The sequence below is a fragment of the Streptomyces coeruleorubidus genome (genome assembly GCF_028885415.1).
GTDB lineage: Bacteria > Actinomycetota > Actinomycetes > Streptomycetales > Streptomycetaceae > Streptomyces > Streptomyces coeruleorubidus_A.
Window position 1 is genome coordinate 4,382,679 of the sequence record NZ_CP118527.1, and the last position, 22,491, is coordinate 4,405,169.

General features: G+C 70.9%; 19 protein-coding genes. 8 read left to right on the plus strand and 11 right to left on the minus strand.

All coding sequences use genetic code 11. The annotated features are described in order from the left end of the window. The first annotated feature begins 9 nt into the window (after window positions 1-9). Both PV963_RS20250 and PV963_RS20255 read left to right on the plus strand, forming a co-directional pair. Window positions 10-597 (plus strand): Uma2 family endonuclease, encoded by a 588-nt coding sequence (locus PV963_RS20250; protein ID WP_274817154.1) that lies wholly within the window; start codon window positions 10-12, stop codon window positions 595-597. Window positions 598-665: 68 nt separating this feature from the next. Then, a complete protein-coding gene (locus PV963_RS20255; protein WP_274817155.1) occupies window positions 666-1,658 on the plus strand; it encodes an aldo/keto reductase in 993 nt (330 codons plus the stop codon). A gap of 193 nt (window positions 1,659-1,851) precedes the next feature. Here the strand turns inward: PV963_RS20255 and thpR are convergent, their stop codons facing one another. From thpR to PV963_RS20280, 5 genes are all read right to left on the minus strand, one after another. Continuing rightward, window positions 1,852-2,424 carry an RNA 2',3'-cyclic phosphodiesterase gene (thpR, locus tag PV963_RS20260; RefSeq protein ID WP_274817156.1) on the minus strand — a complete coding sequence of 191 codons (573 nt, stop codon included), beginning with the start codon at window positions 2,422-2,424 and terminating at the stop codon, window positions 1,852-1,854. A 28-nt stretch (window positions 2,425-2,452) separates the two neighbouring features. Further along, window positions 2,453-3,817 (minus strand): MFS transporter, encoded by a 1,365-nt coding sequence (locus tag PV963_RS20265; RefSeq protein ID WP_274817157.1) that lies wholly within the window; start codon window positions 3,815-3,817, stop codon window positions 2,453-2,455. Between the two features lie 31 nt (window positions 3,818-3,848). Further along, a complete protein-coding gene (locus PV963_RS20270) occupies window positions 3,849-4,286 on the minus strand; it encodes a MarR family winged helix-turn-helix transcriptional regulator (RefSeq protein WP_274817158.1) in 438 nt (145 codons plus the stop codon). Window positions 4,287-4,814: 528 nt separating this feature from the next. After that, complete coding sequence (locus PV963_RS20275; protein ID WP_274817159.1) at window positions 4,815-6,410, minus strand: zinc ribbon domain-containing protein; 1,596 nt, start codon at window positions 6,408-6,410, stop codon at window positions 4,815-4,817. A 223-nt stretch (window positions 6,411-6,633) separates the two neighbouring features. After that, window positions 6,634-8,085 carry an NCS2 family permease gene (locus PV963_RS20280; protein WP_274817160.1) on the minus strand — a complete coding sequence of 484 codons (1,452 nt, stop codon included), beginning with the start codon at window positions 8,083-8,085 and terminating at the stop codon, window positions 6,634-6,636. Window positions 8,086-8,202: 117 nt separating this feature from the next. Here PV963_RS20280 and PV963_RS20285 point away from each other — a divergent pair, with 117 nt between their 5' ends. From PV963_RS20285 to PV963_RS20295, 3 genes are all read left to right on the plus strand, one after another. After that, window positions 8,203-8,493, plus strand: coding sequence for a DUF2530 domain-containing protein (locus PV963_RS20285; RefSeq protein WP_274817161.1), 291 nt, complete (start codon window positions 8,203-8,205; stop codon window positions 8,491-8,493). A 129-nt stretch (window positions 8,494-8,622) separates the two neighbouring features. After that, complete coding sequence (locus PV963_RS20290; protein WP_274817162.1) at window positions 8,623-9,468, plus strand: class I SAM-dependent methyltransferase; 846 nt, start codon at window positions 8,623-8,625, stop codon at window positions 9,466-9,468. Between the two features lie 143 nt (window positions 9,469-9,611). Next, window positions 9,612-12,005, plus strand: a complete 2,394-nt coding sequence (locus PV963_RS20295) for an HAD-IC family P-type ATPase (protein ID WP_274817163.1) — start codon at window positions 9,612-9,614, stop codon at window positions 12,003-12,005. A 6-nt stretch (window positions 12,006-12,011) separates the two neighbouring features. Here the strand turns inward: PV963_RS20295 and PV963_RS20300 are convergent, their stop codons facing one another. From PV963_RS20300 to PV963_RS20320, 5 genes are all read right to left on the minus strand, one after another. Further along, window positions 12,012-12,866: a hypothetical protein gene (locus PV963_RS20300; RefSeq protein WP_274817164.1), complete on the minus strand. Its 855-nt coding sequence runs from the start codon at window positions 12,864-12,866 to the stop codon at window positions 12,012-12,014. Between the two features lie 197 nt (window positions 12,867-13,063). Then, the gene (locus tag PV963_RS20305) at window positions 13,064-13,822 is read right to left on the minus strand and encodes a calcium-binding protein (RefSeq protein WP_274817165.1); all 759 of its coding nucleotides are present in this window, start codon (window positions 13,820-13,822) and stop codon (window positions 13,064-13,066) included. A gap of 173 nt (window positions 13,823-13,995) precedes the next feature. After that, window positions 13,996-17,142 carry a sacsin N-terminal ATP-binding-like domain-containing protein gene (locus PV963_RS20310; RefSeq protein WP_274817166.1) on the minus strand — a complete coding sequence of 1,049 codons (3,147 nt, stop codon included), beginning with the start codon at window positions 17,140-17,142 and terminating at the stop codon, window positions 13,996-13,998. Window positions 17,143-17,202: 60 nt separating this feature from the next. Continuing rightward, a complete protein-coding gene (locus PV963_RS20315) occupies window positions 17,203-17,412 on the minus strand; it encodes a DUF397 domain-containing protein (RefSeq protein ID WP_274817167.1) in 210 nt (69 codons plus the stop codon). Continuing rightward, window positions 17,409-18,284, minus strand: coding sequence for a helix-turn-helix domain-containing protein (locus PV963_RS20320; RefSeq protein ID WP_274817168.1), 876 nt, complete (start codon window positions 18,282-18,284; stop codon window positions 17,409-17,411). Before PV963_RS20320 ends, PV963_RS20315 begins: the two co-directional genes overlap by 4 nt. A 447-nt stretch (window positions 18,285-18,731) precedes the next feature. On the opposite strand from PV963_RS20320, the gene PV963_RS20325 reads away from it, so the two are divergent. Then, window positions 18,732-19,604 (plus strand): hypothetical protein, encoded by an 873-nt coding sequence (locus PV963_RS20325; RefSeq protein WP_274817169.1) that lies wholly within the window; start codon window positions 18,732-18,734, stop codon window positions 19,602-19,604. Window positions 19,605-19,626: 22 nt separating this feature from the next. Beyond that, complete coding sequence (locus PV963_RS20330) at window positions 19,627-19,791, plus strand: hypothetical protein (RefSeq protein WP_274817170.1); 165 nt, start codon at window positions 19,627-19,629, stop codon at window positions 19,789-19,791. Between the two features lie 27 nt (window positions 19,792-19,818). Here PV963_RS20330 and PV963_RS20335 read toward each other — a convergent pair whose 3' ends face one another. Further along, complete coding sequence (locus PV963_RS20335) at window positions 19,819-20,733, minus strand: DUF3027 domain-containing protein (protein WP_274817171.1); 915 nt, start codon at window positions 20,731-20,733, stop codon at window positions 19,819-19,821. 280 nt (window positions 20,734-21,013) lie between these two features. Between PV963_RS20335 and PV963_RS20340 the strand changes: the two genes are divergently transcribed. Next, window positions 21,014-22,447, plus strand: a complete 1,434-nt coding sequence (locus PV963_RS20340) for an MFS transporter (RefSeq protein ID WP_274817172.1) — start codon at window positions 21,014-21,016, stop codon at window positions 22,445-22,447. The last annotated feature ends 44 nt before the right edge of the window (window positions 22,448-22,491 follow it).

Consider the following 22,491-nt stretch of genomic DNA (forward strand, 5'->3'; position numbering starts at 1 on the left):
AGCGCCACGATGACCGTCGTAGACGACAGGATCGCCATGGCCGACGCCAACACCAAGCGCCTGGACGAGTGGTTCGAGCGGCTTGAGAGGATGCCCGTCCCCGAAGGATTCAGGGTCGAGATCGTCGGGGGCAATGTCCACATGACGCCGCAGCGCGACACCCACTGGGAGATCATCCGACGGATCGTACGAGCCGTCGAGGACAGGTTCGGGATGGACGTCAGGGTGTTCTCGGACGTACGCATCGACTTCCCCGGCCATGAGAACGGCTTCTGCCCGGACGTGGCCAAGCTCAGCGCCTCCGCGGCAAAGGACGACGAGGGGCGCTGGCGCCACGAGGATGTCGAGTTCGTCGCCGAGATCATCTCCCAAGGCACGGCGGCCAACGACTACGGTCCGAAGAAGTCCGCCTACGCCACCGCCGAAGTCCCCGTCTACCTCATCGCCGACCCCTACCAGGGCCGGTGCTACCTCTACACCCATCCCAAGGACGGCGACTACGCCATGAGGACCAGGGTCGATTTCGGCGCCGACATCGACCTCACCGGAACCGTGGTCGACCTCGTTCTCAAGACCGACGAGTTCCCCCGCGACTGACTTCCGGGCCCCCTCGAGCCCAACACGTGCTTGCTTGGAGCGCACTTCAAGACGTTGGCTTGGGCAGCATGAAGTACACGCAGCTCGGACGCACGGGACTCAAGGTCAGCCGGCTCGTCCTCGGCACCATGAACTTCGGCCCGCAGACCGACGAGGCCGACAGCCACGCCATCATGGACGCGGCGCTGGACGCGGGCATCAACTTCTTCGACACCGCCAACGTCTACGGCTGGGGCGAGAACAAGGGCCGTACCGAAAGCATCATCGGCAACTGGTTCGCCAAGGGCGAGGGACGGCGCGACAAGGTCGTCCTGGCCACGAAGGTGTACGGCAACATGGGCGCCGACGGCCCGGCCTGGCCCAACCACGACAAGCTCTCCGCGGTCAACATCCGGCGGGCCGTGGACGCCAGCCTCAAGCGGCTCCAGACCGACTACATCGACGTCTACCAGTTCCACCACATCGACCGGGACACGCCGTTCGAGGAGATCTGGCAGGCGATCGACGTCCTGATCCAGCAGGGCAAGATCCTCTACGTCGGGTCGTCGAACTTCCCCGGCTACAAGATCGCCCAGGCCAACGAGATCGCCGCCCGGCGGGGCGGGACCATCGGACTGGTCAGCGAGCAGTGCCTCTACAACCTCGCCGAGCGGCGTGCCGAGATGGAGGTCATCCCGGCCGCTCAGGACTACGGCCTCGGCGTGATCCCCTGGTCGCCGCTGCACGGCGGCCTGCTGGGCGGTGTCCTCAAGAAGGAGGTCGAGGGCAAGCGCCGAGCCTCCGGCCGCGCGGCCGACGCGCTCGCCGACCCCGCCACCCGCGCGCAGATCCAGTCCTACGAGGACCTGCTCGACAAACACGGCATCGAGCCCGGCGAGGCCGCCCTGGCCTGGCTGCTCACCCGCCCCGGCGTGACCGGCCCGATCGTCGGCCCCCGCACCGCCGAGCAGCTCGACTCCGCCGTGCGCGCGGCCGAGCTGGAGCTGTCCGAGGAGCTCCTGACCGCCCTGGACGAGATCTTCCCGGGCCCGGGCCCGAGCCCTGAGGCGTTCGCCTGGTAGTGCCCCGAGGGCAGGCGCCCTTCTTTCAGGGGCGCGGGGAACTGCGCGACCGGCCCCCACCGGCCCGCAGCCGTCCGCAGTTCCCCCACCGCCCTACCTCCCGAGCACGGAAGCCAGGGCGACGACGAGAAACATCAGCACGAGCACACCGGCCATGATCCGGTTGCGGGTTTTCGGGTCCACGACACCGAGCCTAACCGGCGCCGCCGAGCGGCCACCGGCCGACCGCCTCGTACCGGGGCTGCTCCCCCGGAACCCCCGACGTCGGCAGATTGCTCCGCACCAGCGCCAGCTCGTCCACCGTCCAGGTCCGGCCCGTGAATCCCGCCAGGACGTCCACATACGCTCGCACGTCCCCGGCCTCCCGGCTCCGTGCCACCGACAGGTGGGGCTTGTACCGGCGGTGCTCCCCCATCTGCACACCCGCCTTCCGCCCCGCCGCCTCCGCCCGTTCGGCCAGCAGCCGCAGGGTCGCCAGGTCGCCTTCGGCGCCGGCCCACAGCGCCTTGCCGTGCCCGAACTGACCGCCACCCCGCAGGGCCAGCGGGAAGGGTGCGGTACGGCGCGCGGCGCGCTCCAGGCGGGCCGACAGCTCGGGCACGAGGTCGTCGTCGACCTCACCGTAAAAAGCGAGCGTGAAGTGCCAGCCGGGACGGCCGGTCCAGCGCATCCCGTCGGCACCGGGCAGCTTGCGCAACTCGTCGACCACGGTGCCGAGTTCACGACGCACCTCGGAAGGGGGCAGCACGGCGGCGAAGAGTCTCATACGGCCAGTCTGCCGCCCCCGCCCCGCGCTACGCCGCCGGAGCCAGTTCCTCCTGCTGCTCCCGGGGGACGAACCGCACGCGTGGGTGGCCGTGGTGCCAGCCGACCGACAGGCGGAGGTTGCCGACGCGGGCCAGGATGAGGCCGATCACGGCCGCGGCGACGGCCGCGACGGCACCGCCGGCCGCGAGGCCGACCCGGGCGCCGTACGTGTCGGTGATCCAGCCGACGATCGGCGCGCCGACCGGGGAGCCGCCGAGGAAGACCATCATGTAGAGGGCCATGACACGGCCGCGCATGGCCGGGTCCGTGGACATCTGGATGCTGGTGTTCGTCGTGACGTTGACCGTCATGCCGAACAGGCCCAGCGGGACCATGAGCAGCGCGAACATCCACAGCGTCGGTGTCGTGGCCGCCACCATCTCCAGCGTGCCGAAGAGCAGGGCCGCCGCGATCAGCAGCCGCAGCCGGGCCGTGCCGCGCCGGGCGGCGAGCAGGGCGCCCGCGACCGAGCCGGCCGCCATCAGCGTGTTGAACATGCTGTAGGCGCCCGCGCCCGCGTGGAACACGTCGTCCGCGAAGGCCGAGAGGTAGACGGGGAAGTTGAAGGCGAAGGTGCCGACGAACCCGACCAGGACGATCGGCCAGATCAGCTCCGGCCGGCCGGTGACATAGCGCACGCCTTCACGCAGCTGCCCCTTGCCGCGCGGGGCGCGCTCGACGACGTGCAGCTCGCGGGCGCGCATCAGCAGCAGGCCGGTGAGCGGCGCGATGAAGGACAGGCCGTTGAAGAGGAACGCGTAGCCGGTGCCGACGCCGGTGATCAGTATGCCCGCGACGGCGGGGCCGACCAGGCGGGCGGACTGGAAGTTCGCCGAGTTCAGGCTGACCGCGTTCTGCAGCTGCTTCGGGCCGACCAGCTCGGAGACGAAGGACTGCCGGGCCGGGTTGTCGACCACCGTGGCGAGACCGACCGCGAAGGCGGCGACGTACACGTGCCACACCTGGACGTGGCCGGTGAGGACGGCGACGGCGAGGGCGAGGGCGGTCAGGGCCATCGCCGACTGGGTGACGAGCAGGGTGGGCCGCTTGCGCAGCCGGTCGACGAGGACACCGCCGTAGAGGCCGAAGAGCAGCATCGGCAGGAACTGGAGTGCCGTCGTTATGCCGACGGCCGCCGAGGAGCCGGTGAGGCTGAGGACCAGCCAGTCCTGGGCGATGCGCTGCATCCAGGTGCCGATGTTGGAGACGACCTGTCCCATGAAGAACAGGCGGTAGTTCCTGACCTCCAGGGAGGAGAACATCGAGGACTTGCGCGGGCGGGTGTCGGAGGTGGGCGGGGAGTCGTGGGGATCAGGTGCGGGGACGGAAGCTGCTCCGGGTCCCGTACTCAAAAGGGCTCGCCTCCTTGCGACGACCTACGGATTACAGATGCGCGAGTTTCTCCAGCACGGGGGCGGCGGCGCGCAGTTTCGCCCACTCGTCCTCGTCGAGGTTCTCCACCAGCGAGGCCAGGAACGCGTTCCGCTTGCGGCGGCTCTCGTCGAGCATCGCTTCGGCCTGCTCGGTGCGCGTCACGACCTTCTGGCGCCGGTCCTCGGGGTGCGGCTCCAGACGGACCAGTCCCTTGGACTCCAGCAGCGCCACGATGCGGGTCATCGAGGGCGGCTGGACATGCTCCTTGCGGGCGAGCTCGCCCGGGGTGGCCCTGCCGCACAGGGACAGCGTGCCGAGCACCGACATCTCGGTGGGGCTGAGCGACTCGTCGACCCGCTGGTGCTTGAGCCGACGGGAGAGCCGCATCACGGCGGAGCGGAGGGAGTTCACGGCGGCTACGTCGTCGCCATGGCTGAGGTCCGGCATGTTCTTTAGCGTAACTCATTACTCTAGCTAAGGACTACCCGGACACGCACGATCGACCGTGACCTTGGCCACTGAAGCGTGACATCACTCATATGGGTGATCCGGGATCCATCCGGCGGACCAGCGTGCTCAGCGTCTCTGATCAGCTTGGTGACCCCATGGCAGACGTAGCGTCTGGCACGGTTTGCGCCCACTTTGGAGGGGTGGCGTGGGCGTGCAGGTGGAAGCCCGCGCCCAGTGCTGCTCCTCGTGGCCGGTGTCGGCGGGTGGTGGGTGTGCTGATCATCGTCACGCCCTGGTGCCGGTGGGCTGCGCGGGGCAGCGTCCTCCGGCCCGTGGGTGCGTGTCCCTCCGGACGCTTGCCCGCCGGACCCGAGGGGCCGGTGGGGGAGGGTGCCCTGCGTCGCCGGGGCGCGGGGCGTGTGGTTTTCCGCCGGGTGGGGCCGGTCTTGGACCGGTCGGCCCAGCTGGTCTGTGCGGTCGGGGTGATGACCGCTTGGGTCTCGAACGTGTCCACCACCGTGCGGATCACCATCTGCCCGGTGGCCCGGTCGGTGACGGTCCTGTCCTGATGCGTGAGGCCGCGTGCGGTGATGCGCTGCCAGGCGCCGTGGTCGCGGTCGCCCTGCCAGCCGCATCCGGCCCGGTCGGGCAGAGGGCCCATTTCCAGCCCGGTGCGGTGGGGCGGTCGGGGGCCTTGCGGTGCCGCAGCGGGGTCAGGCACCGGGGGCAGTGCCGGGAGGTGTTGCGCGGCGGGACGGTGACGACGGCGATCCCGGCCTCGGCGGCCAGATGCCGGATGCGGTCGGCGATCTGCCCGCGCACGGTCTGGGACATGCGCGTGTTGTGGGTGCGGCCCATGCCGCCAGCTTCCATCGAGCGCAGGTCTTCCAGATAGATGACCGTGGCGTGGGCGGCAACGGCCTGGTCGACGGCCCAGCGGGCGGCGGACCAGGCGAGGGCGTCGTTGAGGTTCGACCTGCGGTCGGACACGCAGCGGATTTCGTGCTGCAGAACCTGGTGCCTGCCGGACAGTTCATGCTGCGTATCAGCGCCGATGAGCCGCTGATACTGGTCGGCCTTGGTGTGCAGGTGTTCCGACAGGCGCCGCAGGCGGTGCTGCTTGGCCAGAACTCCCGCGGCCCGGAACTGGGCGCCGCGCCCGAGAGCGGTGATGTGCCCGTCGTCGTGCAGCTGGGCCGCACCTGCGGACAGCAGGGTGTTCAGGCCCCAGTCCACACCGAGCGCAACGGTGTGCCCGGTACCGGACGTTTTCGGCACGCCGTGCGTGTAGGCCAGATCGGCGCGCACCTTTGTGCCCGCGAGGCGGAGGGTCGGCAGGTGCAGAACCGCGCCGGGCGGAACCGTCGGCGGCAGCGTGATAGGACAGGCCACCCATGACCAGTCGCGGTAGGAGCGCGGGTCGGGCCGAGTGGGCAGCTGAAGACGCAGCAGCGCGCGTTGCGGGTCGCCCTCGCCGCGTTCGATGGTGGCCTGCTGGCCGTCGCACGCTGACAGCAGCAGCATCCGCGCCGCCCGGGGCGGGGCCTCCAGCTCGAACACATCAGCCGGCAGACGGCCCTGCTTGCCGGCGAAGGCGGTGATCTGCCAGGTGCGGGAGCGGATCACACTCGACGGGAGATGCCGGCCGCCGGGCACCGCCTCCCGCACCCGGTCCCACTCCCCAGGCGTACGCCTGCCCGGATCACACGGCCACGTCCGAAGAACTGCGGACGTCAGCTCGGCCCGCCAGTGAGCCGAGCGCAGAGCCCGCCCGGCCTGTTCCTGGGCCATACGCACGATCCGGTCGTTGACCCTCACACCCTCGGCCGGGGCGACCGTCCAGCCCAGTCGGCGCAGCGCCATCCACGCATTCGACGGCAGCTTCCGCCCGCCCGCGTCCTCACCCGAGGCCAAGACGTCCACATCGACGGCGTTCCAGTGCTCGGCCAGCAGTTCGGCAACCATGCCGGACACCAGATCAGCCGCCCAACCGACCCGCTGCGCCAGCACAGCGGCCGACAACAGCTCGCCCGTCTTCTCCACCAGGCCCTTGCACAGCAGTCCACGAGCACAGGCAGTCCGGGCCGCTTCGCCCTCGCCCAGCGACACCTTCCGGCTCACCGGCACTCCCCCCCTTCCCTCCCGTGGTGCTGTCATCCGATCAACGACACTCCCGAGAAAAGGCCACGCATTCGATCTACGCACTCACATACGGCACCGAGACCGGTATCGGACACACGGCACTACACCGAGATGACTTCGACGAGAGGTTCCAAACCGCCGTCGACAAGACGGCGAGGTTCTACGGGTCACGTGATCCCGTGATCACACGCCCCGAACCGGCTCAGGTCAGACCCAGCGCCGGCATCAGGTAGTAGAACGCGAACACCGCCGCCACCGCGTACATCGCCGTCGGCACCTCCCGGCCCCGTCCGGCCGCCAGGCGCAGCACCACGAAGGTGATGAAGCCCATGCCGATGCCGTTGGTGATCGAGTACGTGAACGGCATCATCAGCATCGTCACGAAGGCCGGGATCGCGATCGTGTGGTCCGCCCAGTCGATCTCCCTGACCGAGCCGGCCAGGATCAGGAAGCCGACCGCGAGCAGGGCCGGGGTGGCCGCCTGGGAGGGCACCATCGTGGCGACCGGCGTCAGGAAGAGGGCGGCGGCGAAGAGACCGCCGGTGACGACGTTCGCCAGGCCCGTACGGGCACCCTCGCCGACACCGGCCGTGGACTCGACGAAGGCGGTGGTCGCCGAGGAGGAGCTGGCGCCGCCGGCGGCGACCGCGAGGCCGTCGACGAACAGCACCTTGTTGATGCCGGGCATCTGCCCCTGCGCGTCGGTCAGCTTCGCCTCGTCCGAGACGCCCATGATCGTGCCCATCGCGTCGAAGAAGCACGACAGCAGCACGGTGAAGACGAACAGCACACCGGTGAGCACACCGACCTTCTCGAAGCCGCCGAACAGGCTGACCTGGCCGACCAGCCCGAAGTCGGGACCGGCGACCGGATTGGCGGGCCACTTCGGGGTGGTCAGACCCCAGCTCGGCACCTTGGCCACGGCCTCGATGACCACGGCCACGACGGTCATGGCGACGATCGAGATCAGGATCGCGCCGGAGACCTTGCGCACGATCAGGGCGAGCGTGAGCAGCACGCCCAGGACGAAGACCAGGACCGGCCAGCCGTCGAGGTGGCCGCCGCCGCCGAGCTGGAGCGGGACGGTGGTCTGGGCGGCGTCCGGGATACGGGAGACAAAGCCGGCGTCCACGAGCCCGATCAGCATGATGAACAGGCCGATACCGATGGAGATGGCCTTGCGCAGCCCGTAGGGGACGGCGTTCATCACGCGCTCGCGCAGCCCCGTGGCGACCAGCAGCATCACCACGAACCCGGCGAGGACCACCATGCCCATCGCGTCTGGCCAGGACATGCGCGGGGCGAGCTGGAGGGCGACGACGGAGTTCACCCCGAGGCCGGCGGCGAGCGCGATCGGCACGTTGCCGATGACACCCATGAGGAGGGTGGTGAGCGCGGCCGCGAGCGCCGTCGCGGTGACCAGCTGTCCGTTGTCGAGCTGGTGACCGTACATGTCCTTCGCGCTGCCGAGGATGATCGGGTTCAGCACGATGATGTAGGCCATCGCGAAGAAGGTGGCGAGGCCGCCCCTGACCTCACGGGAGAGCGTGCTGCCCCGCTCGGAGATCCGGAAGAAGCGGTCGAGTGCGCCGTACGTGGGCCCGGCTCCCGGCTGATCAGGGGCTGGGGCCTTGGCGGGAGCCGAGGAGGACATGTGTTTGGTGGTTCCTACGAAGAGAAGCGGTCAGACACAAACCGTTTCAGTATGAACATATAAGGTCTGGATCGCACATCTCCGCGCGTAGACCTGATCGCCTCGTAAGCTGTCCCCATGGCGAAATGGACCCCCAGACACGAGGCGCCGGAGCCCCTGGAGGGCCCCGTGGTCGCCACCGTCACCGGCCTGACGATCCTCTGGTTCGTCCTCTTCCTGGTCCAGCTCCCCTTCTACGGCTGGTTCGACGACCACGGCCACACGTGGTGGCTGTGGACCTGCCTGGCCGGGGGCGGGCTGGGGCTGATCGGCATCTGGTACGTCCGTAAGCGCGATGCCGCGATCAAGCGGGCCGCGGCGCAGGACCTGACGGCGACTCCCCCGGCCGAACAGGGCGTCTCCGACTGACCGGCGCGCGGATGGCGCAGCGCGCTGCCGGTCCTCGACGAGAAAGGTGGCCCGCGCGTCCCTACGCTCGAAGAAGCGGCACCGGAAGCCGCCGCGGGTAACACCGCCCGACCGGTGAGGAGCGCAGCCATGACGACGCAGAAGAGCGAGGCCGAGACCGACCGGGCCCTGAAGGCCAAGCACCGGGCGATGTGGGCGCAGGGCGACTACCCGTCCCTGGCCGCCGAGGTCATCCCCGGTCTCGGAGCGGTCCTGGTCGAGGCGTGCGGGGTGCGCTCCGGCCAACGGGTGCTGGACGTGGGCGCCGGCACCGGCAACGCCGCGATCCCGGCGGCCTTGACCGGCGCTGACGTGGTCGCCTCCGACCTGACCCCCGAGCTGTTCGAGGCCGGCCGGCGCGTGGCCGAGCAGCGGGGCGCCCGCCTCACGTGGCAGGAGGCCGACGCCGAGGCCCTGCCCTTCGGCGACGCGGAGTTCGACACCGTGCTGTCCTGCGTCGGGGTCATGTTCGCCCCGCACCACCAGCGGGCCGCCGACGAACTCGTCCGGGTCTGCCGTCCGGGCGGCACCCTCGGCCTGCTCAACTGGACGCCGCAGGGCTTCATCGGCCGGATGTTCGCCACGATGAAGCCGTACGCGCCACCGCCCCCGCCGGGCGCGCAGCCGCCCCCGCTGTGGGGGGACGAGGACCATGTGCGCGCGCTCCTCGGCGACCGGGTCACGGACGTGCGCGCCGAGCGCCGGACCGTCCGGGTCGAGCGCTTCGCGACGCCCGAGGCGTTCCGCGACTACTTCAAGGAGCGTTACGGCCCCACGATCACCGTCTACAAGAACATCGCCGGCGACGCCGAGCGCACCGCCGCCCTGGACCGCGACCTGGCGGACCTCGTCCGCGACGGCGACCTGGCCACAGGCGGGGGCGGGACCGTCCTGGAGTGGGAGTACCTGCTGCTCACCGCGCGCCGGGCGGGCTGACACCGCGGGTGGCACCAGGGTCCGACGGTGGCCCGAGGGCGTACAACTGCCGTACGACCAGGGCACGACGTCCGTCCTTCCCAGGTCGGATCTTCGCCGCATTCGGTAGGTGAAGCGGCAAATCCGCACGTACCGTCGAATGCATGACGCATCTCGACGCGGGTGCCCGGACCGACTCCGCACGGCCGGCGACGGTCACCTCACGCGAGACCGGCCTGACCACGGTTCAGGTCGCCGAGCGGGTGGAGCGCGGCCAGGTCAACGACGTGCCGGTGCGCAGCAGCCGCTCCACCGTCGACATCATCCGCGCGAACGTCTTCACCCGCTTCAACGCCATCATCGGCGTGCTCTGGCTGATCATGCTGGTCGTCGCGCCGATCCAGGACAGCCTGTTCGGCTTCGTGATCCTCGCCAACACCGGAATCGGGATCGTCCAGGAGTGGCGGGCGAAGAAGACGCTGGACTCGCTCGCGCTGATCGGTGAGGTGCGGCCGACCGTCCGCCGGGACGGAGCCTCCGGGCAGGTCAGCACCTCCGAGATCGTCCTGGACGACCTGATCGAGATCGGGCCCGGCGACAAGGTCGTCGTCGACGGTGTCTGTGTCGAGGCCGACGGGCTGGAGATCGACGAGTCGCTGCTCACCGGCGAGGCGGACCCGGTCGTCAAGCGCCCCGGCGACCAGGTGATGTCGGGCAGCTTCGTGGTCGCGGGCGGCGGGGCCTTCCAGGCCACGAAGGTCGGGCGGGAGGCGTATGCCGCGCAGCTGGCGGAGGAGGCGTCCCGCTTCACCCTCGTCCACTCCGAGCTGCGCTCCGGCATCTCCACGATCCTCAAGTACGTCACGTGGATGATGGTCCCGACCGCGATCGGCCTGATCATCAGCCAGCTGGTCGTGAAGGACAACGCCTTCAAGGACTCCGTCGCGCGGACGGTCGGCGGCATCGTCCCGATGGTCCCGGAGGGGCTGGTCCTGCTCACCTCGGTCGCCTTCGCCATCGGCGTCATCCGCCTCGGCCGCAAGCAGTGCCTCGTCCAGGAGCTGCCCGCGATCGAGGGGCTGGCCCGGGTCGACACGGTCTGCCTCGACAAGACCGGCACCCTCACCGAGGGCGGCATGGACGTCACCGAGCTGCGGTCCCTGCAGGGCGCCGACGAGACGTACGTACGCCAGGTGCTCGGCGCCCTCGGCGAATCGGACCCCCGGCCGAACGCCTCGCTCCAGGCGATCATCGACGTCTACCCGGCCGTCGAGGACTGGCGCTGCACCCAGGCCCTGCCGTTCTCCTCCGCCCGCAAGTACAGCGGCGCCGCGTTCGCCGAGGCCGGTGGGGAGAGCAGCACCTGGCTGCTCGGGGCGCCGGACGTGCTGCTGCCCGACGACGACCCGGCCCTCGCCGAGACCGAGCGGCTGAACGAGCAGGGCCTGCGGGTGCTGCTGCTCGCCCGGGTCGACCGGGACCTCGACGACCCGGAGGTGGCCGAGGGAGCGAAGCCCACCGCGCTGGTGGTCCTGGAACAGCGGCTGCGGCCGGACGCGGCCGACACGCTGCGCTACTTCGCCGACCAGAACGTGGCCGCCAAGGTCATCTCCGGCGACAACGCGGTGTCGGTCGGCGCGGTCGCCTCCAAGCTGGGGCTGTCCGGCACCACCGTGGACGCGCGCCGGCTGCCCGCCGAGCGGGAGGGGATGGCCGAGGCCCTCGACGACGGCACGGTGTTCGGGCGGGTCACCCCGCAGCAGAAGCGGAACATGGTCGGCGCGTTGCGGTCCCGCGGGCACACGGTCGCGATGACGGGCGACGGGGTGAACGACGTCCTCGCCCTGAAGGACGCCGACATCGGCGTCGCGATGGGCTCCGGGTCGGAGGCGACCCGGGCGGTCGCGCAGATCGTGCTGCTGAACAACAGCTTCGCGACGCTGCCGTCGGTGGTGGCGGAGGGCCGCCGCGTCATCGGCAACATCACGCGCGTCGCGACGCTGTTCCTCGTCAAGACGGTCTATTCGGTGCTGCTGGCGATCCTGGTGGTCTGCTCGCAGGTCGAGTACCCGTTCCTGCCGCGCCACCTGACGCTGCTCTCGACCCTGACCATCGGCGTCCCGGCCTTCTTCCTCGCGCTCGCGCCCAACAAGGAGCGGGCGAAGCCGAACTTCGTGCGGCGGGTGATGCGGTACGCGATCCCGGGCGGGGCGGTGGCCGCGGTGGCGACCTTCGCGACCTACCTGATCGCCCGGCAGCACTACACGGGCGCGGGCGCGCTGGACGCGGAGACCAGCGCCGCGACGCTCACGCTGTTCCTCATCTCGATGTGGGTGCTGGCGATCATCGCCCGCCCCTACACCTGGTGGCGCGTCGCCCTGGTGGGGGCGATGGCCGGGGCCTTCCTGCTGGTCCTCGTCGTGCCGTGGCTCCAGGACTTCTTCGCGCTGAAGCTGGTCGGCGTGACGATGCCGTGGCTGGCGGTCGGCATCGCGGTGGTGGCGGCGGCCACCCTGGAGGTCACGTGGAGGTGGGTGGACCGCCGCTTCCCGGCGTAGCCGGAGTTACCGCACGTCGACGTAGTCGCCCGTGGCGTTGACCGCCGGAGTGGTCGTCGTGCCCGCGAAGCTGAAGCGCCAGTAGCCGTCGTACGTCGCGGTGGCGGTGGCCTTCAGGTTGCCGTACTGGTCGGAGTACACCGTCTTGACCGTGGTGTACGTGCTGGTGCCGGCCTTGCGGAACTGGAGCTTGACCGGCTGGTTGGTGTAGCCGTGGTAGGCGTTGTCCTCCCAGTTGGCGCGGGAGAGCTTGCCGGTGGACGTGATGGTCTTGCCCTTGTACACGGGCTCGGGGCCGGCGTTGACGGTCAGCTTGGAGTAGCGCTGCACCTTGGTGCTGCCCAGGCCGCCCTGCTCCTTCTCGTCGCCGTTGCTGGTGACGGCGAGGGCGCCGGCGCCCCAGGTGCCGGCGTCGGAGTTCCACAGATCGCCGTCGGCCGGGCGGACGTTGATCACGCCCTTGCAGTTGAGGACGGTCGACGAGGCGGCGGTGCAGGTGGCCGGGTCGTCGCTGATGAGGACGTTGTCCGCGGTGTCCAGCGAGGAGCCGTGGTAGATCAGCGGGCCGGTGGCGAAGTTGTCCGAGCTGGTGTCGAGGTCCGCGGCGTGGGTCACGGTGTAGGTGACCGGGAAGCTGACCACGTTCGTGGTGCCGACGACGATGTTCTTGCCGCTGTTGACCTTCATGTCGGAGAAGGTGACGTCGAGGGTCGACGCGGTGGTGCCCGAGTCGGCGTCGGCCGAGGCGGAGCTGAAGGCCGCCTTGCCGGACGGCGCGTCGGCGGCCTGCGCGGCCGGAACGACGAGGGCGGAAAGGGCCAGGGCGCCGGCGACGGCGGCCACAGTGGCTCGGATGTGCATGTGTTCCCCAGGTGGAGAAGTGATCTAGGAGTCTCTTGACTCACGCGATCAGATCCACGAGGCCCAGAACAGGTTGTACGACCCGGTCCGGTTTTTGCCGTCTCATCCGCGATGTTTGACACACCCATGAGACATGCGGCACCGCCGGCCCCGGAACGGATCCCGTGGCCGGCGGTGTCGTCTGTGCGGGGACGGTGTTATCGCACGTCGACGAAGTCACCCGCGGCGTTGACCGCCGGCGTGGTCGTCGTGCCCGCGAAGGAGTAGCGGAAGTAGCCGTCGGTGGAGGCCGTGACGGTGGCCTTCAGGTTGCCGTACTGGTCGGAGTACACCGTCTTGACCGTGGTGTACGTGCTGGTGCCCGCCTTGCGGAACTGGAGCTTGACCGGCTGGTTGGTGTAGCCGGCGTACTTGAGGGTCTCCCAGTTGGCACGGGACAGCTTGCCGGTGGCCGTGATGGTCTTGCCCTTGTACACGGGCTCCGGCGAGGCGTTGACCGTCAGCTGCGAGGCACGCTGGAACTTGAAGGACCCGGCCTTCTCCTTCCATACGAAGTCGCCGTCCTCGGCGTCGATCCAGGCTTCCACGTACCAGGTGCCGGCATTCGCGTTGCTCAGGTAGTCGACCTTCGGATCGACCAGCACCGAGGCCGTGCACGTGGAGGTGGTGGAGCTGACCGCCGTGCACGTCGGCTTGGAGGTCGTGAAGAAGCCGTAGTCGGGGCCGCTGAGCGTGAACCCGTCGGCGCCCGCGATGCCCGAGTCGTCCTGGGCCGTCACGCTGACCTTGATGGTCTTCGCGGCGGACGTCCCCACAGACGCCTTGTTGTCGCCGTCGACGACGACCTTGGTGATCGTGGTGTCGCCGACCCCGCCATCCGCCTGCGCGGCGGGAACGGCCAGGGCGGAGAGGGCCAGGGCGCCGGTGACGGCGGCCACGGTGACTCGGATGCGCATGCGTTCTCCAGGTGGAGAGGTGCCCCGGCGCTCGTCGTCGGCTCCTGGGGCCCAGGTGATCGTGGAGTCTGTTGACTCACGTGATCAGATTCGCGAGCAAGGCGTTTGGTTGTACGGCAGGTGAAAGATTTGTGCGGGAATTTTCACCGGATGACCAAACGCCACCGCACGCTTCAGTCGAACCACCGGTCCCGCGCCAGCTCCTTGGTCCGCGACGGATCCTCCAGCAGCGCCGCCACCTCGAACCGCCGCGGCCACTGCCCCGCCGCCCAGGCCAGGCCCGCGGCGACGCCCTCCAGGGTGGCGGCGTGCAGGACGTCGTCGTCCGTCAGGCGCCAGTCGATCTCCACGCCGTCGACGACGAGTTCCTCGTGCTCGAGGTAGGAGGCGGGGGTGCGGGGGCCGAGCAGGACCCGGACCGAGTCCGGGACTTCGTGTTCCGTGCCCTCGGAGGTGACCTGTCCCGTGACCGACTCGCTCAGGCGCCGCACCTGGAAGAGTTCGGCCAGTCCGGCGGCCCGGGACGGGCGGACCGGCAGCAGGGGGACGCCTTCCGTGAAGGGCAGCAGGTCCGGTGAGTCGCACACCACGGCGTCGGCCGCGTCCACGACCTCCACCCGGCCGTCGACGACGGCACGCAGCTCGTCGGGCAGCGTCACCTGCTCCGGGTCCAGGTCCGCCAGGGCCCCGTACAGCGCGTGCAGTTGGGCGTCCGTCACCTCGCGCTCCGGGTCGGCGAGCCGGTCGAGGAGTTCGGCTGCACCGCCGGGCTCGTCCAGCAGCGCGGCGACGGACGTCCGCACACCCAGCGCCCGCAGCACCTGCTCGTCTTCAAAACCGGTCGCGTCGGCCTCCTCGTAGAGACCGCGCAGGAGCGGGTCGCCGCCGGCGGCGCGCAGGCCCGCGGGGCGGCGGCCGTCGAGGACCGGGTTCCCGCGCAGCCACCACGCCGTGTACGGCCGTACGACCTCGTGCGTGCCGTCCGGCAGCAGGACGCGCACGGGCTGCACGATCGCGTCCCTCAGGGGCGGCTGCGACAGCAGGGACAGGGCCTGGGACCACTTGTCCTCGTCGACCAGGTCCAGGTCCCGTACGGCGACGATCTCGGTGGCGACCGGCGGCACCGGGCTGTCCGGGAAACGGTCGAGGACGTCCTCCGCCCACACGTCGACCGCGTCCAGCAGACCCGCGTCGTCGGGCTCGGCGAAGTCGCCCTCGCGCGGCTCCAGTTCGTCGGGGTCGAGGACGACGTCGGTGGCGCGGACGAGCGCGAAGTTCACCAGCACCCCGCAGGCCGCCAGCGGCTGCTCGCCCCACTTCGAGGCCAGCTCGGCGTCCACCGCGGCCAGTTCGCCCTCGCGCATGACCTGGGCGAACGGGCCGCCCGGGAAGACGAGTTCGCAGGCCGGGGCCGGTTCGCCGTCCTCGTCGGGCAGGGCGAGCGCACCGAGCCAGGGCTCGTCACCGGGCTCCAGGCCCGCGTCCCGCACCAACGCGAGCACGGTGTCGGCCAGTTCCTCCGCGTCGAGGGCGTCCTCCTCCCACAGCACGCCGCCCTCGTCGTCGAGCGACGCGGCGACGGCGGCCCTGACCTGCGGGGTGGTGAGCACGGCGCGCGGGGTCGCGGGCAGGGCGCCCAGCTTCTCCAGGATCGGGTGCGCGGCGTCCGGGTGGGCGACCTTCAGTCCGAGCCGGGCCAGGGTCTCGGGGTCGATACCGGTGGCGTCAGGGCTGGGCAGCAGGACCTGCCGGGGGCCGATCGTCGTACGGCCGTCCGCGAGCGGCACCGGCAGGCCCGACAGCCGGTCCGGGTCGACCCCGGCGAGGCTGTCGTAGAGCCGCCGCCACCAGCCGGGGTCCTTCTCCAGCCCGGCCAGCCGGTCGATCGCGTCGGTCAGCGGCACGCGGGCGACGCCCAGGGTGCGCAGCTCCGCCCGGCGTTCCAGCCCGGCGGGCAGCAGGGTGGGCAGCACCTCGGCGAGCACCCGCACCGTGTCCGCGCCCGCGCCCTCGACGACCTCGGCGTCCCGGGGCCGCAGCGACTCGGGCAACTCCTCGTCGTCGTGCCCGCGGGGCTCGACGGCGGGCGGCAGGAAGGAGGTTCGCGGCAGCCGCTCCAGGATCGCCTGGCGCAGGGCGCCGTCCAGCTCGCCCTTGCCGAGCGGCCCGGGCACGAGGTCGATGAGGCCGGCCGTCACCGGCCGCCAGTCGCCGAGGAGTTCGGCGTAGGAGTCGGCCACGCGCTGGATCAGGAAGTCGGTCAGCGGGCCGGGGGCGGCGTGCCGGCGGGTGGAGTCCAGCGGGAACGAGGCGATGAGCAGGGCGGGGACGCCGAGCGGCTCGTCGCTGGGGGTGGGGGCGTGCACGACCGGGCTGGTGCGGGGCCGGGCGGGGCTGCCGTCGGAGTCCACGGGCACGGCCCAGGTGACCGACCAGTGGGGGCGCAGCCGCTCCTCGACGGGCCGGCCGGTGAGCAGCTCGGGGGTGAGGGGGCCGTGGGCGGCGGAGGTGCGCCAGTAGGTGACGCCGTCGCCGGAGTCGTCGATGACGGTGAAGGGGCCGTCGGTGCGGCGGGAGATGGTGCGGGGACTCTCGCCGTTGATCTCGACGACGACCTCTTCGAGGCCGGCGAGGGTGAGCAGGAGCGCGTCGTCGACCGCCCGCAGCAGCCGTTCGGCGAGGTCGGCGGCGGGGGTGTCGCGCAGCGGGAGGATGACGGCGGTGTCGTAGGGGTCGGGGGCGGTGCCCTCGGCGGCGAACGGCAGCCGCAGCAGCGGTACGTGGCCGTCGCGCCGCCGGATCTCGTCCCCGAGGCCGGGGCTGTGCCGGGCGGTGTCGGCGGCCAGTTCCCGGGCCTCGGCGAGGGACCAGCGCACCCCGCCGTGCCGGCCGACGACGGCGGGCTCGTCGGTGACGGCGAGGACGGCGGCGAACCCGACGCCGAACCGCCCGACGGCCTGCTCGTGGGTCTCCCGCTTCGCCGACGCACGCAGGGTGGACAGCGACTCGACCCCGGCCGCGTCCAGCGGCGCACCGGTGTTGGCGGCGACGAGCACACCATCACGGAGTGTGAGCCGCAGCCGCCCGGGCACCCCGGCCCGGGCCGCCGCGTCGGCGGCGTTCTGCGCGAGCTCGACGACGAGCCGGTCCCGGTAGCCGCCGAGGACGAGGTCCTCCTCGGCGTTGGCGTCCTCCCGGAACCGGGCGGGGCTGGTGGCCCAGGCATCGATGACGCCGCGCCGCAGACGTGCCGTACCGAACGGGTCGGCTCCCTCGGCGGCGGGCCGCACGAACTTGCTGCTCACGTTCCTTCTCCTCATCGACGAGAGGACGAAGGTACCGCCTGGGGCGCGGGGGTGTGCGCGGCGTCCGGCCCCGGGTCAGCTCTCGGACGCGTACGTCACGAAATCCGCCCATGCGGCGGGAGCGAGGGCGAGCCGGGGGCCCGCGGTGTGCTTGGAGTCGCGGACGTGGACGGTGGCGGGGGTGGTGGCGACTTCGACGCACGAGTTGCCGTCGTTGCCGCCGCTGTAGCTGCTCTTGAACCACGCCAGTTCGCACATGTCCCCGGCAGCGGTTTTGCGGATCATGATTCTCCAAGCAGTTGTTCGATCAAGGCCAGCGACTCCTTCGGGGAGAGCGCCTGAGCCCGGATAGTGGCATACCGCAACTCAAGAACGCGGAGCTGCTTGGGGTCAGAGGTCGGGCGGCCGTTGAAGGCCCCGTCGGAGCGCCCCACCGCTGTACCGTCCGGGAACTTCAGCAGCTCGATCCTGCCGTCCATGCCGGAGTGGGTGTCGGTGTGCAACGGCATCACCTGGATTACGACGTTGTGCAACCGACCCACCTCCAACACACGTTCGAGCTGCTGCCGCCACACCATTGTGCCCCCGATGGGGCGCCGCAGCGCCGCCTCCTCCAGTACGAAGCTGATTGCAGGAGCGGGCGAACGCTCGAAGACCGACCGTCGCGCCATCCGGGCGGCAACCATGCGCTCGACCTCATCCGGCGAGTACGGGGGCTGCCTCGCCTCGAACAACGCCTTCGCGTGCCCTGGACTCTGCAACAGGCCAGGGATGATGTGGCACTCGTACAGGCCGATCTCAACAGCCTGCGCCTCCAGCTTGGCCAGCTCCCGCACCTTCTTCGGATACCGGACCTTCTTGACGTCCTCCCACGTCGCCGCGATGAGCCCACCCGCGCCCAACACCTCGTCGGCCTTGACCAGATACTCCTGGCGAGGAATCCGCTTCCCGCCCTCGATCTTGTAGACCATGTCCTCGCCGTACCCGACGGCCGTCCCGAACTCGGCGGCCCGGATCCCCACCGCCTCCCGCCGCAGCTTCAGCTGCCGCCCCACCGTGGCGATGACCGCGACGCCCCACTCGTCGTCGGGATCCACCTCCCACCCCGGCTCGTCCGCCTCGGTCCTGAGCCGACCCGCCTCTGCCTCGACCGTCATGCCGTATCCCTCCGTCGTACGCCACCGGAACCCGACCGCCCGGGCTCCGGTGCCGCGGGCGGTCTTTCCCAAGAACAACGACGATGAAAGGACCCCACCCAACCCCACCCCTCCCGCCCCGGCATCCGCTCACCCTCCCGGGTGAACATCACCAACTCGACTGGCGTGGCTGCTGGTTGTCGGCCCTACGCTCGGCACAACCCGACCGCAGACATGCGACTTCGGCAACCACCTCGCCCAGCACCCGGAGCTGTCGCTGCTCGCGATCGGGCTCGGCACGCACATCCAGTCCCTCCCGGCCGGTGATCTCCTGCAACCAGCCCGTACACCGGACCGTACGGCGAGCGCACCCGGTTCCGAAGAAGCGGGCCCCACGCAAGCCCCTCCCCGCCGTACCGCAGCCCGCCTCACTGCCGCACCACCCCGACGAAAGGCCTGACACCAGCCATGGTCAGCTCGCCCCACGAGGCCATGCACCGCATCTTCAAGGACCACCCCGGGCTGTTCTCCCGGGTCTCCGAGGTGCTGGGCATCGACTTCGCCCCACCCACGTCGGTCACCGTCCTGCCCACCGACCTCACCGAGGCCCGCCCGCTCGAACGCCGCGTCGACACCCTGCTCCGGCTGGAGACCGAGGACGACGAGCCGTTACTGCTCGCGGTCGAGGCGCAGGGCAAGAAGGACCCGGACAAGCCCGCGAGCTGGGCGTACTACGCCTCGTACCTGCTCACGAAATACCGGCTCCAGCCGCTGCTCCTGGTCGTCTGCCAGGACCGCGCCACGGCGGAATGGGCGGCGCGGCCGGTCAGCTTCGGTCCTCCTCAGTGGCCCCTGCTCACCCTGCGCCCGCTGGTCGCGGGACCGCACAACATGCCGGTGCTCACCGACCCGGCCGAGGTCCGCAAGGACCTCGCACTCGCGACGCTGTCCGCCATCACTCACGTCTCGCATCCGGACATCGGGGCCATACTCAAAGCAGTGACAACCGTCCTGCGGGACACACCGCACCCCATCGCCGACCCGATCGTCGAACTCATCGCACAAGGCCTGGGCAAGCACCCGGCCGCGGAAATGTGGAGGAACCTGGTGGCCGTGGACCTCTCCTTCTACAAGTCGTACATCTCCGAGGAAATCCGCGCAGAGGGCGAGGCCCGACGGGCCGCCGAAGACGTCCTGGAGGTCCTGGACGTCCGGGGCATCGACGTCCCCGCAGCGGTCCGCGACCGCATCGTCAATTGCGGTGATCCCGAGACTCTGCGCCGCTGGCACCGGCGTGCCGTGGTCGCCCCCTCCGCCGAGCAGATCTTCTCGGACGAATAGTGGACCTGTCCCGGCCAAAGACGTGCTGACCGTCCTGAAAGCGCGCGGCATCCACGTCCCCCACCAGGTCCGCGAGCGAATCACCAACTGCGACGACCCCGAAATCCTGGACCAGTGGCTCATCCGCGCCGCCACCGCCCCGACTGCCGAAAAGATCTTCGCGGACGAGGACGAGCAGGACGAGTAGCCGATCGGCGGCCGGGCGCGGACACGGCTACGAGTGGCCCAGCTCCTCCGTGTCCTCGTCCGCCGCCACCGGCACCGAGCCCGAGTCCGAGGCCGGGCGCAGCGGGAACGGGTCCACCCGGGTCTCGTCGATGACCGGCGGAGCCGGCTGCGGCGGCTTCGGCATGACCGCCGCCTCGGAGTGCCCGCCGCAGCCATAGGCCAGGGAGACGACGCGGCCGTCGGCCGGTGAGAACTCGTTGGCGCAGACGCCGAAGGCCTGGCCCAGGGAGCCGCCGATGCGGAGCAGGAAGCCGCAGCTCACACAGGCGGCGGGGGCCGCCTGTGCCATCGGGGTCTTGGGACCGAAGGCTTCCTCCCAGCGGTCGGCGGCGATGTGCAGGCCGTAGCGGGACAGCACCCGGGCACGGCGCACGCCGAGTTCCTCGGCCACCGCCGCGATCGAGCCGCGGGCGGGGACGGCCAGGGGCCCCGCGGTGACCTCCGCGTCCTCGGCCTCGGCCAGGGCGGCCATCTCCTCGGAGACGACGGAGTTCGGCGGCGGCTCGTCCTCGCCGGTCCAGCCGGGCTCCAGGCGCAGATCCTCGGCGTCCGTGGGCAGCAGATCGCCCGGGCCCATGTCGCCGGGGCGCAGCCGCTCGCTCCACGGCACCCACTCGGGCGCGAGCACCGCGTCCGGGCCGGGCAGCAGCACCGCCTCGTCCACCGTGACGATCTTCGCCCGGGACGCCCGGGCCACCGTCACCGCCCAGCGCCAGCCCCGGTACCCGAGCTCCCTGCACTCGAAGAAGTGCGTGACAACGCGATCCCCCTCGGAGACCAGCCCCACGTGCTCGCCGACGATGCCGGGGGCCGCGGCTTCCTCGGCGGCGCCCCGTGCGAGGTCGACGGCCTCGGCGCACAGACGGTCAGGGGTGCGGCTTCGCGTTGTCGCTGCGCTCACAGGTATCGCTTCTCTCCATACGCCGTCTCACGAGTGCGCCACTCCCAGCGCCTGGGGCGGACGGAGCGGACCAGGGGACCGCGTCGACGTCCTTCATCCATTTTGCGGGATGGCTGAGATACGCACGCTACCCTTCCGCCCCACTTCGCGTACACCGACGGTCCTGACCGAGACCTCCGACCACGTGTCACCGGGCTCCGGCAACCGGGACAGTCACCCCACAGGCCCTATACAAGCGGTAATGGCACTACCCACAGCCATCTCGGGGCACTATGACGTCGTGGCAGCCGCGAAAACGCCCCCGGGCGCCACCGGGACCGGTGGGTCGAAAGGGGTCAAGGGAAGCAGCCGACCGAACGGACCGGGCCGTATGGGCGGCTCCCTCCGCGCGGTCGGCCGTGCCCTGCACCTGCCGTTCACCGGCACCGCCCGCGGCATCCGCAAGGCCACCCACGCGCACGGCGCCGGCGAGTCCGGCCTCGGCAAGCTGATCGAGCTGCACGGCGTGAACGGCGCCGGAGACGTGATGATCACCGTCGCTCTCGCGTCGACCGTGTTCTTCTCCGTGCCGACCGACGAGGCCCGCGGCCGGGTCGCGCTGTACCTCGCCATCACCATGGCGCCCTTCACCCTCCTCGCGCCGGTGATCGGCCCGCTCCTCGACCGCATCCCGCACGGCCGCCGGGCCGCGATGGCCGGGGCGATGCTGGCCCGGGCGCTGCTCGCGCTCATCCTGTCCGGCGCGGTCGTCAGCGGCAGCATCCAGCTGTATCCGGCGGCGCTCGGCGTCCTGGTCGCGTCGAAGGCGTACGGGGTGGTCAGAAGCGCCGTCGTGCCCCGGCTGCTGCCGCCCGGCTTCTCCCTGGTGAAGGCCAACTCCCGCGTCACCCTCGGCGGGCTCCTCGCCACCGGCATCGCCGCGCCGATCGGCGCCGGACTCCAGCAGATCGGGCCGCGCTGGCCGCTCTACGGCGCCTTCGTGATCTTCGTGGCAGGGACGTTCCTGTCGTTCACACTGCCGCCGAAGGTCGACTCCGCCAGGGGCGAGGACACCGCGCTGCTGGCCGCGGACGAGGAGCACCTGCACGGGCCGCACCGCCGACCGGTCAAGCGCCCCGGGCTGCGCACGGTCGGCCCGGCCGTCACCCACGCCCTGGCCGCCAACGCCTCCATCCGCTGCCTCACCGGCTTCCTGATCTTCTTCCTCGCCTTCCTGCTGCGCGAGCACCCGGTCTCCGGCCAGAGCGCCGCCGTGTCCCTGGGGATAGTGGGCGTGTCGGCGGGCGCGGGCAACGCGCTCGGTACGGCCGTGGGGGCGTGGCTCAGATCCCGGGCGCCGGAGATCATCATCGTGACGGTCGTGGCGTGCGTGCTGGGCGCGGCGATCACGGCCGCGTTGTTCTTCGGCGCGGTCCTGGTGGCCTGCCTGGCCGCGATGGCCGGGTTCGGGCAGGCCCTGGCCAAGCTGTCGCTCGACGCGCTGATCCAGCGGGACGTTCCCGAACTGGTCCGTACGTCGGCCTTCGCCCGCTCCGAGACGCTGCTCCAGATGTCCTGGGTGCTGGGCGGGGCGGTCGGCATCGCGCTGCCGCTCAACGGCACGCTCGGGCTTGCGGTGGGCGCCGCGATCGTCGGCACGGGCTGGCTGACGACCGTACGGGGGCTGATCGGCTCGGCACGGCGGGGCGGTGCGACACGGCCGCGCGTGGCCTAAGCCCCCTAGCCGTACGGGCACGCCGTACCCCGCGTGGGCGGCCC

What these genes read in the sequence shown, in the direction of transcription:
- thpR (WP_274817156.1), bottom strand. Translation starts at nt 2,424, where the DNA reads ATGAGACTCTTCGCCGCCGTGCTGCCCCCTTCCGAGGTGCGTCGTGAA.
- PV963_RS20255 (WP_274817155.1), top strand. Translation starts at nt 666, where the DNA reads ATGAAGTACACGCAGCTCGGACGCACGGGACTCAAGGTCAGCCGGCTC.
- PV963_RS20325 (WP_274817169.1), top strand. Translation starts at nt 18,732, where the DNA reads ATGGTCAGCTCGCCCCACGAGGCCATGCACCGCATCTTCAAGGACCAC.
- PV963_RS20320 (WP_274817168.1), bottom strand. Translation starts at nt 18,284, where the DNA reads ATGACGGTCGAGGCAGAGGCGGGTCGGCTCAGGACCGAGGCGGACGAG.
- PV963_RS20315 (WP_274817167.1), bottom strand. Translation starts at nt 17,412, where the DNA reads ATGATCCGCAAAACCGCTGCCGGGGACATGTGCGAACTGGCGTGGTTC.
- PV963_RS20300 (WP_274817164.1), bottom strand. Translation starts at nt 12,866, where the DNA reads ATGCACATCCGAGCCACTGTGGCCGCCGTCGCCGGCGCCCTGGCCCTT.
- PV963_RS20285 (WP_274817161.1), top strand. Translation starts at nt 8,203, where the DNA reads ATGGCGAAATGGACCCCCAGACACGAGGCGCCGGAGCCCCTGGAGGGC.
- PV963_RS20305 (WP_274817165.1), bottom strand. Translation starts at nt 13,822, where the DNA reads ATGCGCATCCGAGTCACCGTGGCCGCCGTCACCGGCGCCCTGGCCCTC.
- PV963_RS20290 (WP_274817162.1), top strand. Translation starts at nt 8,623, where the DNA reads ATGACGACGCAGAAGAGCGAGGCCGAGACCGACCGGGCCCTGAAGGCC.
- PV963_RS20295 (WP_274817163.1), top strand. Translation starts at nt 9,612, where the DNA reads ATGACGCATCTCGACGCGGGTGCCCGGACCGACTCCGCACGGCCGGCG.
- PV963_RS20310 (WP_274817166.1), bottom strand. Translation starts at nt 17,142, where the DNA reads ATGAGGAGAAGGAACGTGAGCAGCAAGTTCGTGCGGCCCGCCGCCGAG.
- PV963_RS20270 (WP_274817158.1), bottom strand. Translation starts at nt 4,286, where the DNA reads ATGCCGGACCTCAGCCATGGCGACGACGTAGCCGCCGTGAACTCCCTC.
- PV963_RS20280 (WP_274817160.1), bottom strand. Translation starts at nt 8,085, where the DNA reads ATGTCCTCCTCGGCTCCCGCCAAGGCCCCAGCCCCTGATCAGCCGGGA.
- PV963_RS20250 (WP_274817154.1), top strand. Translation starts at nt 10, where the DNA reads ATGACCGTCGTAGACGACAGGATCGCCATGGCCGACGCCAACACCAAG.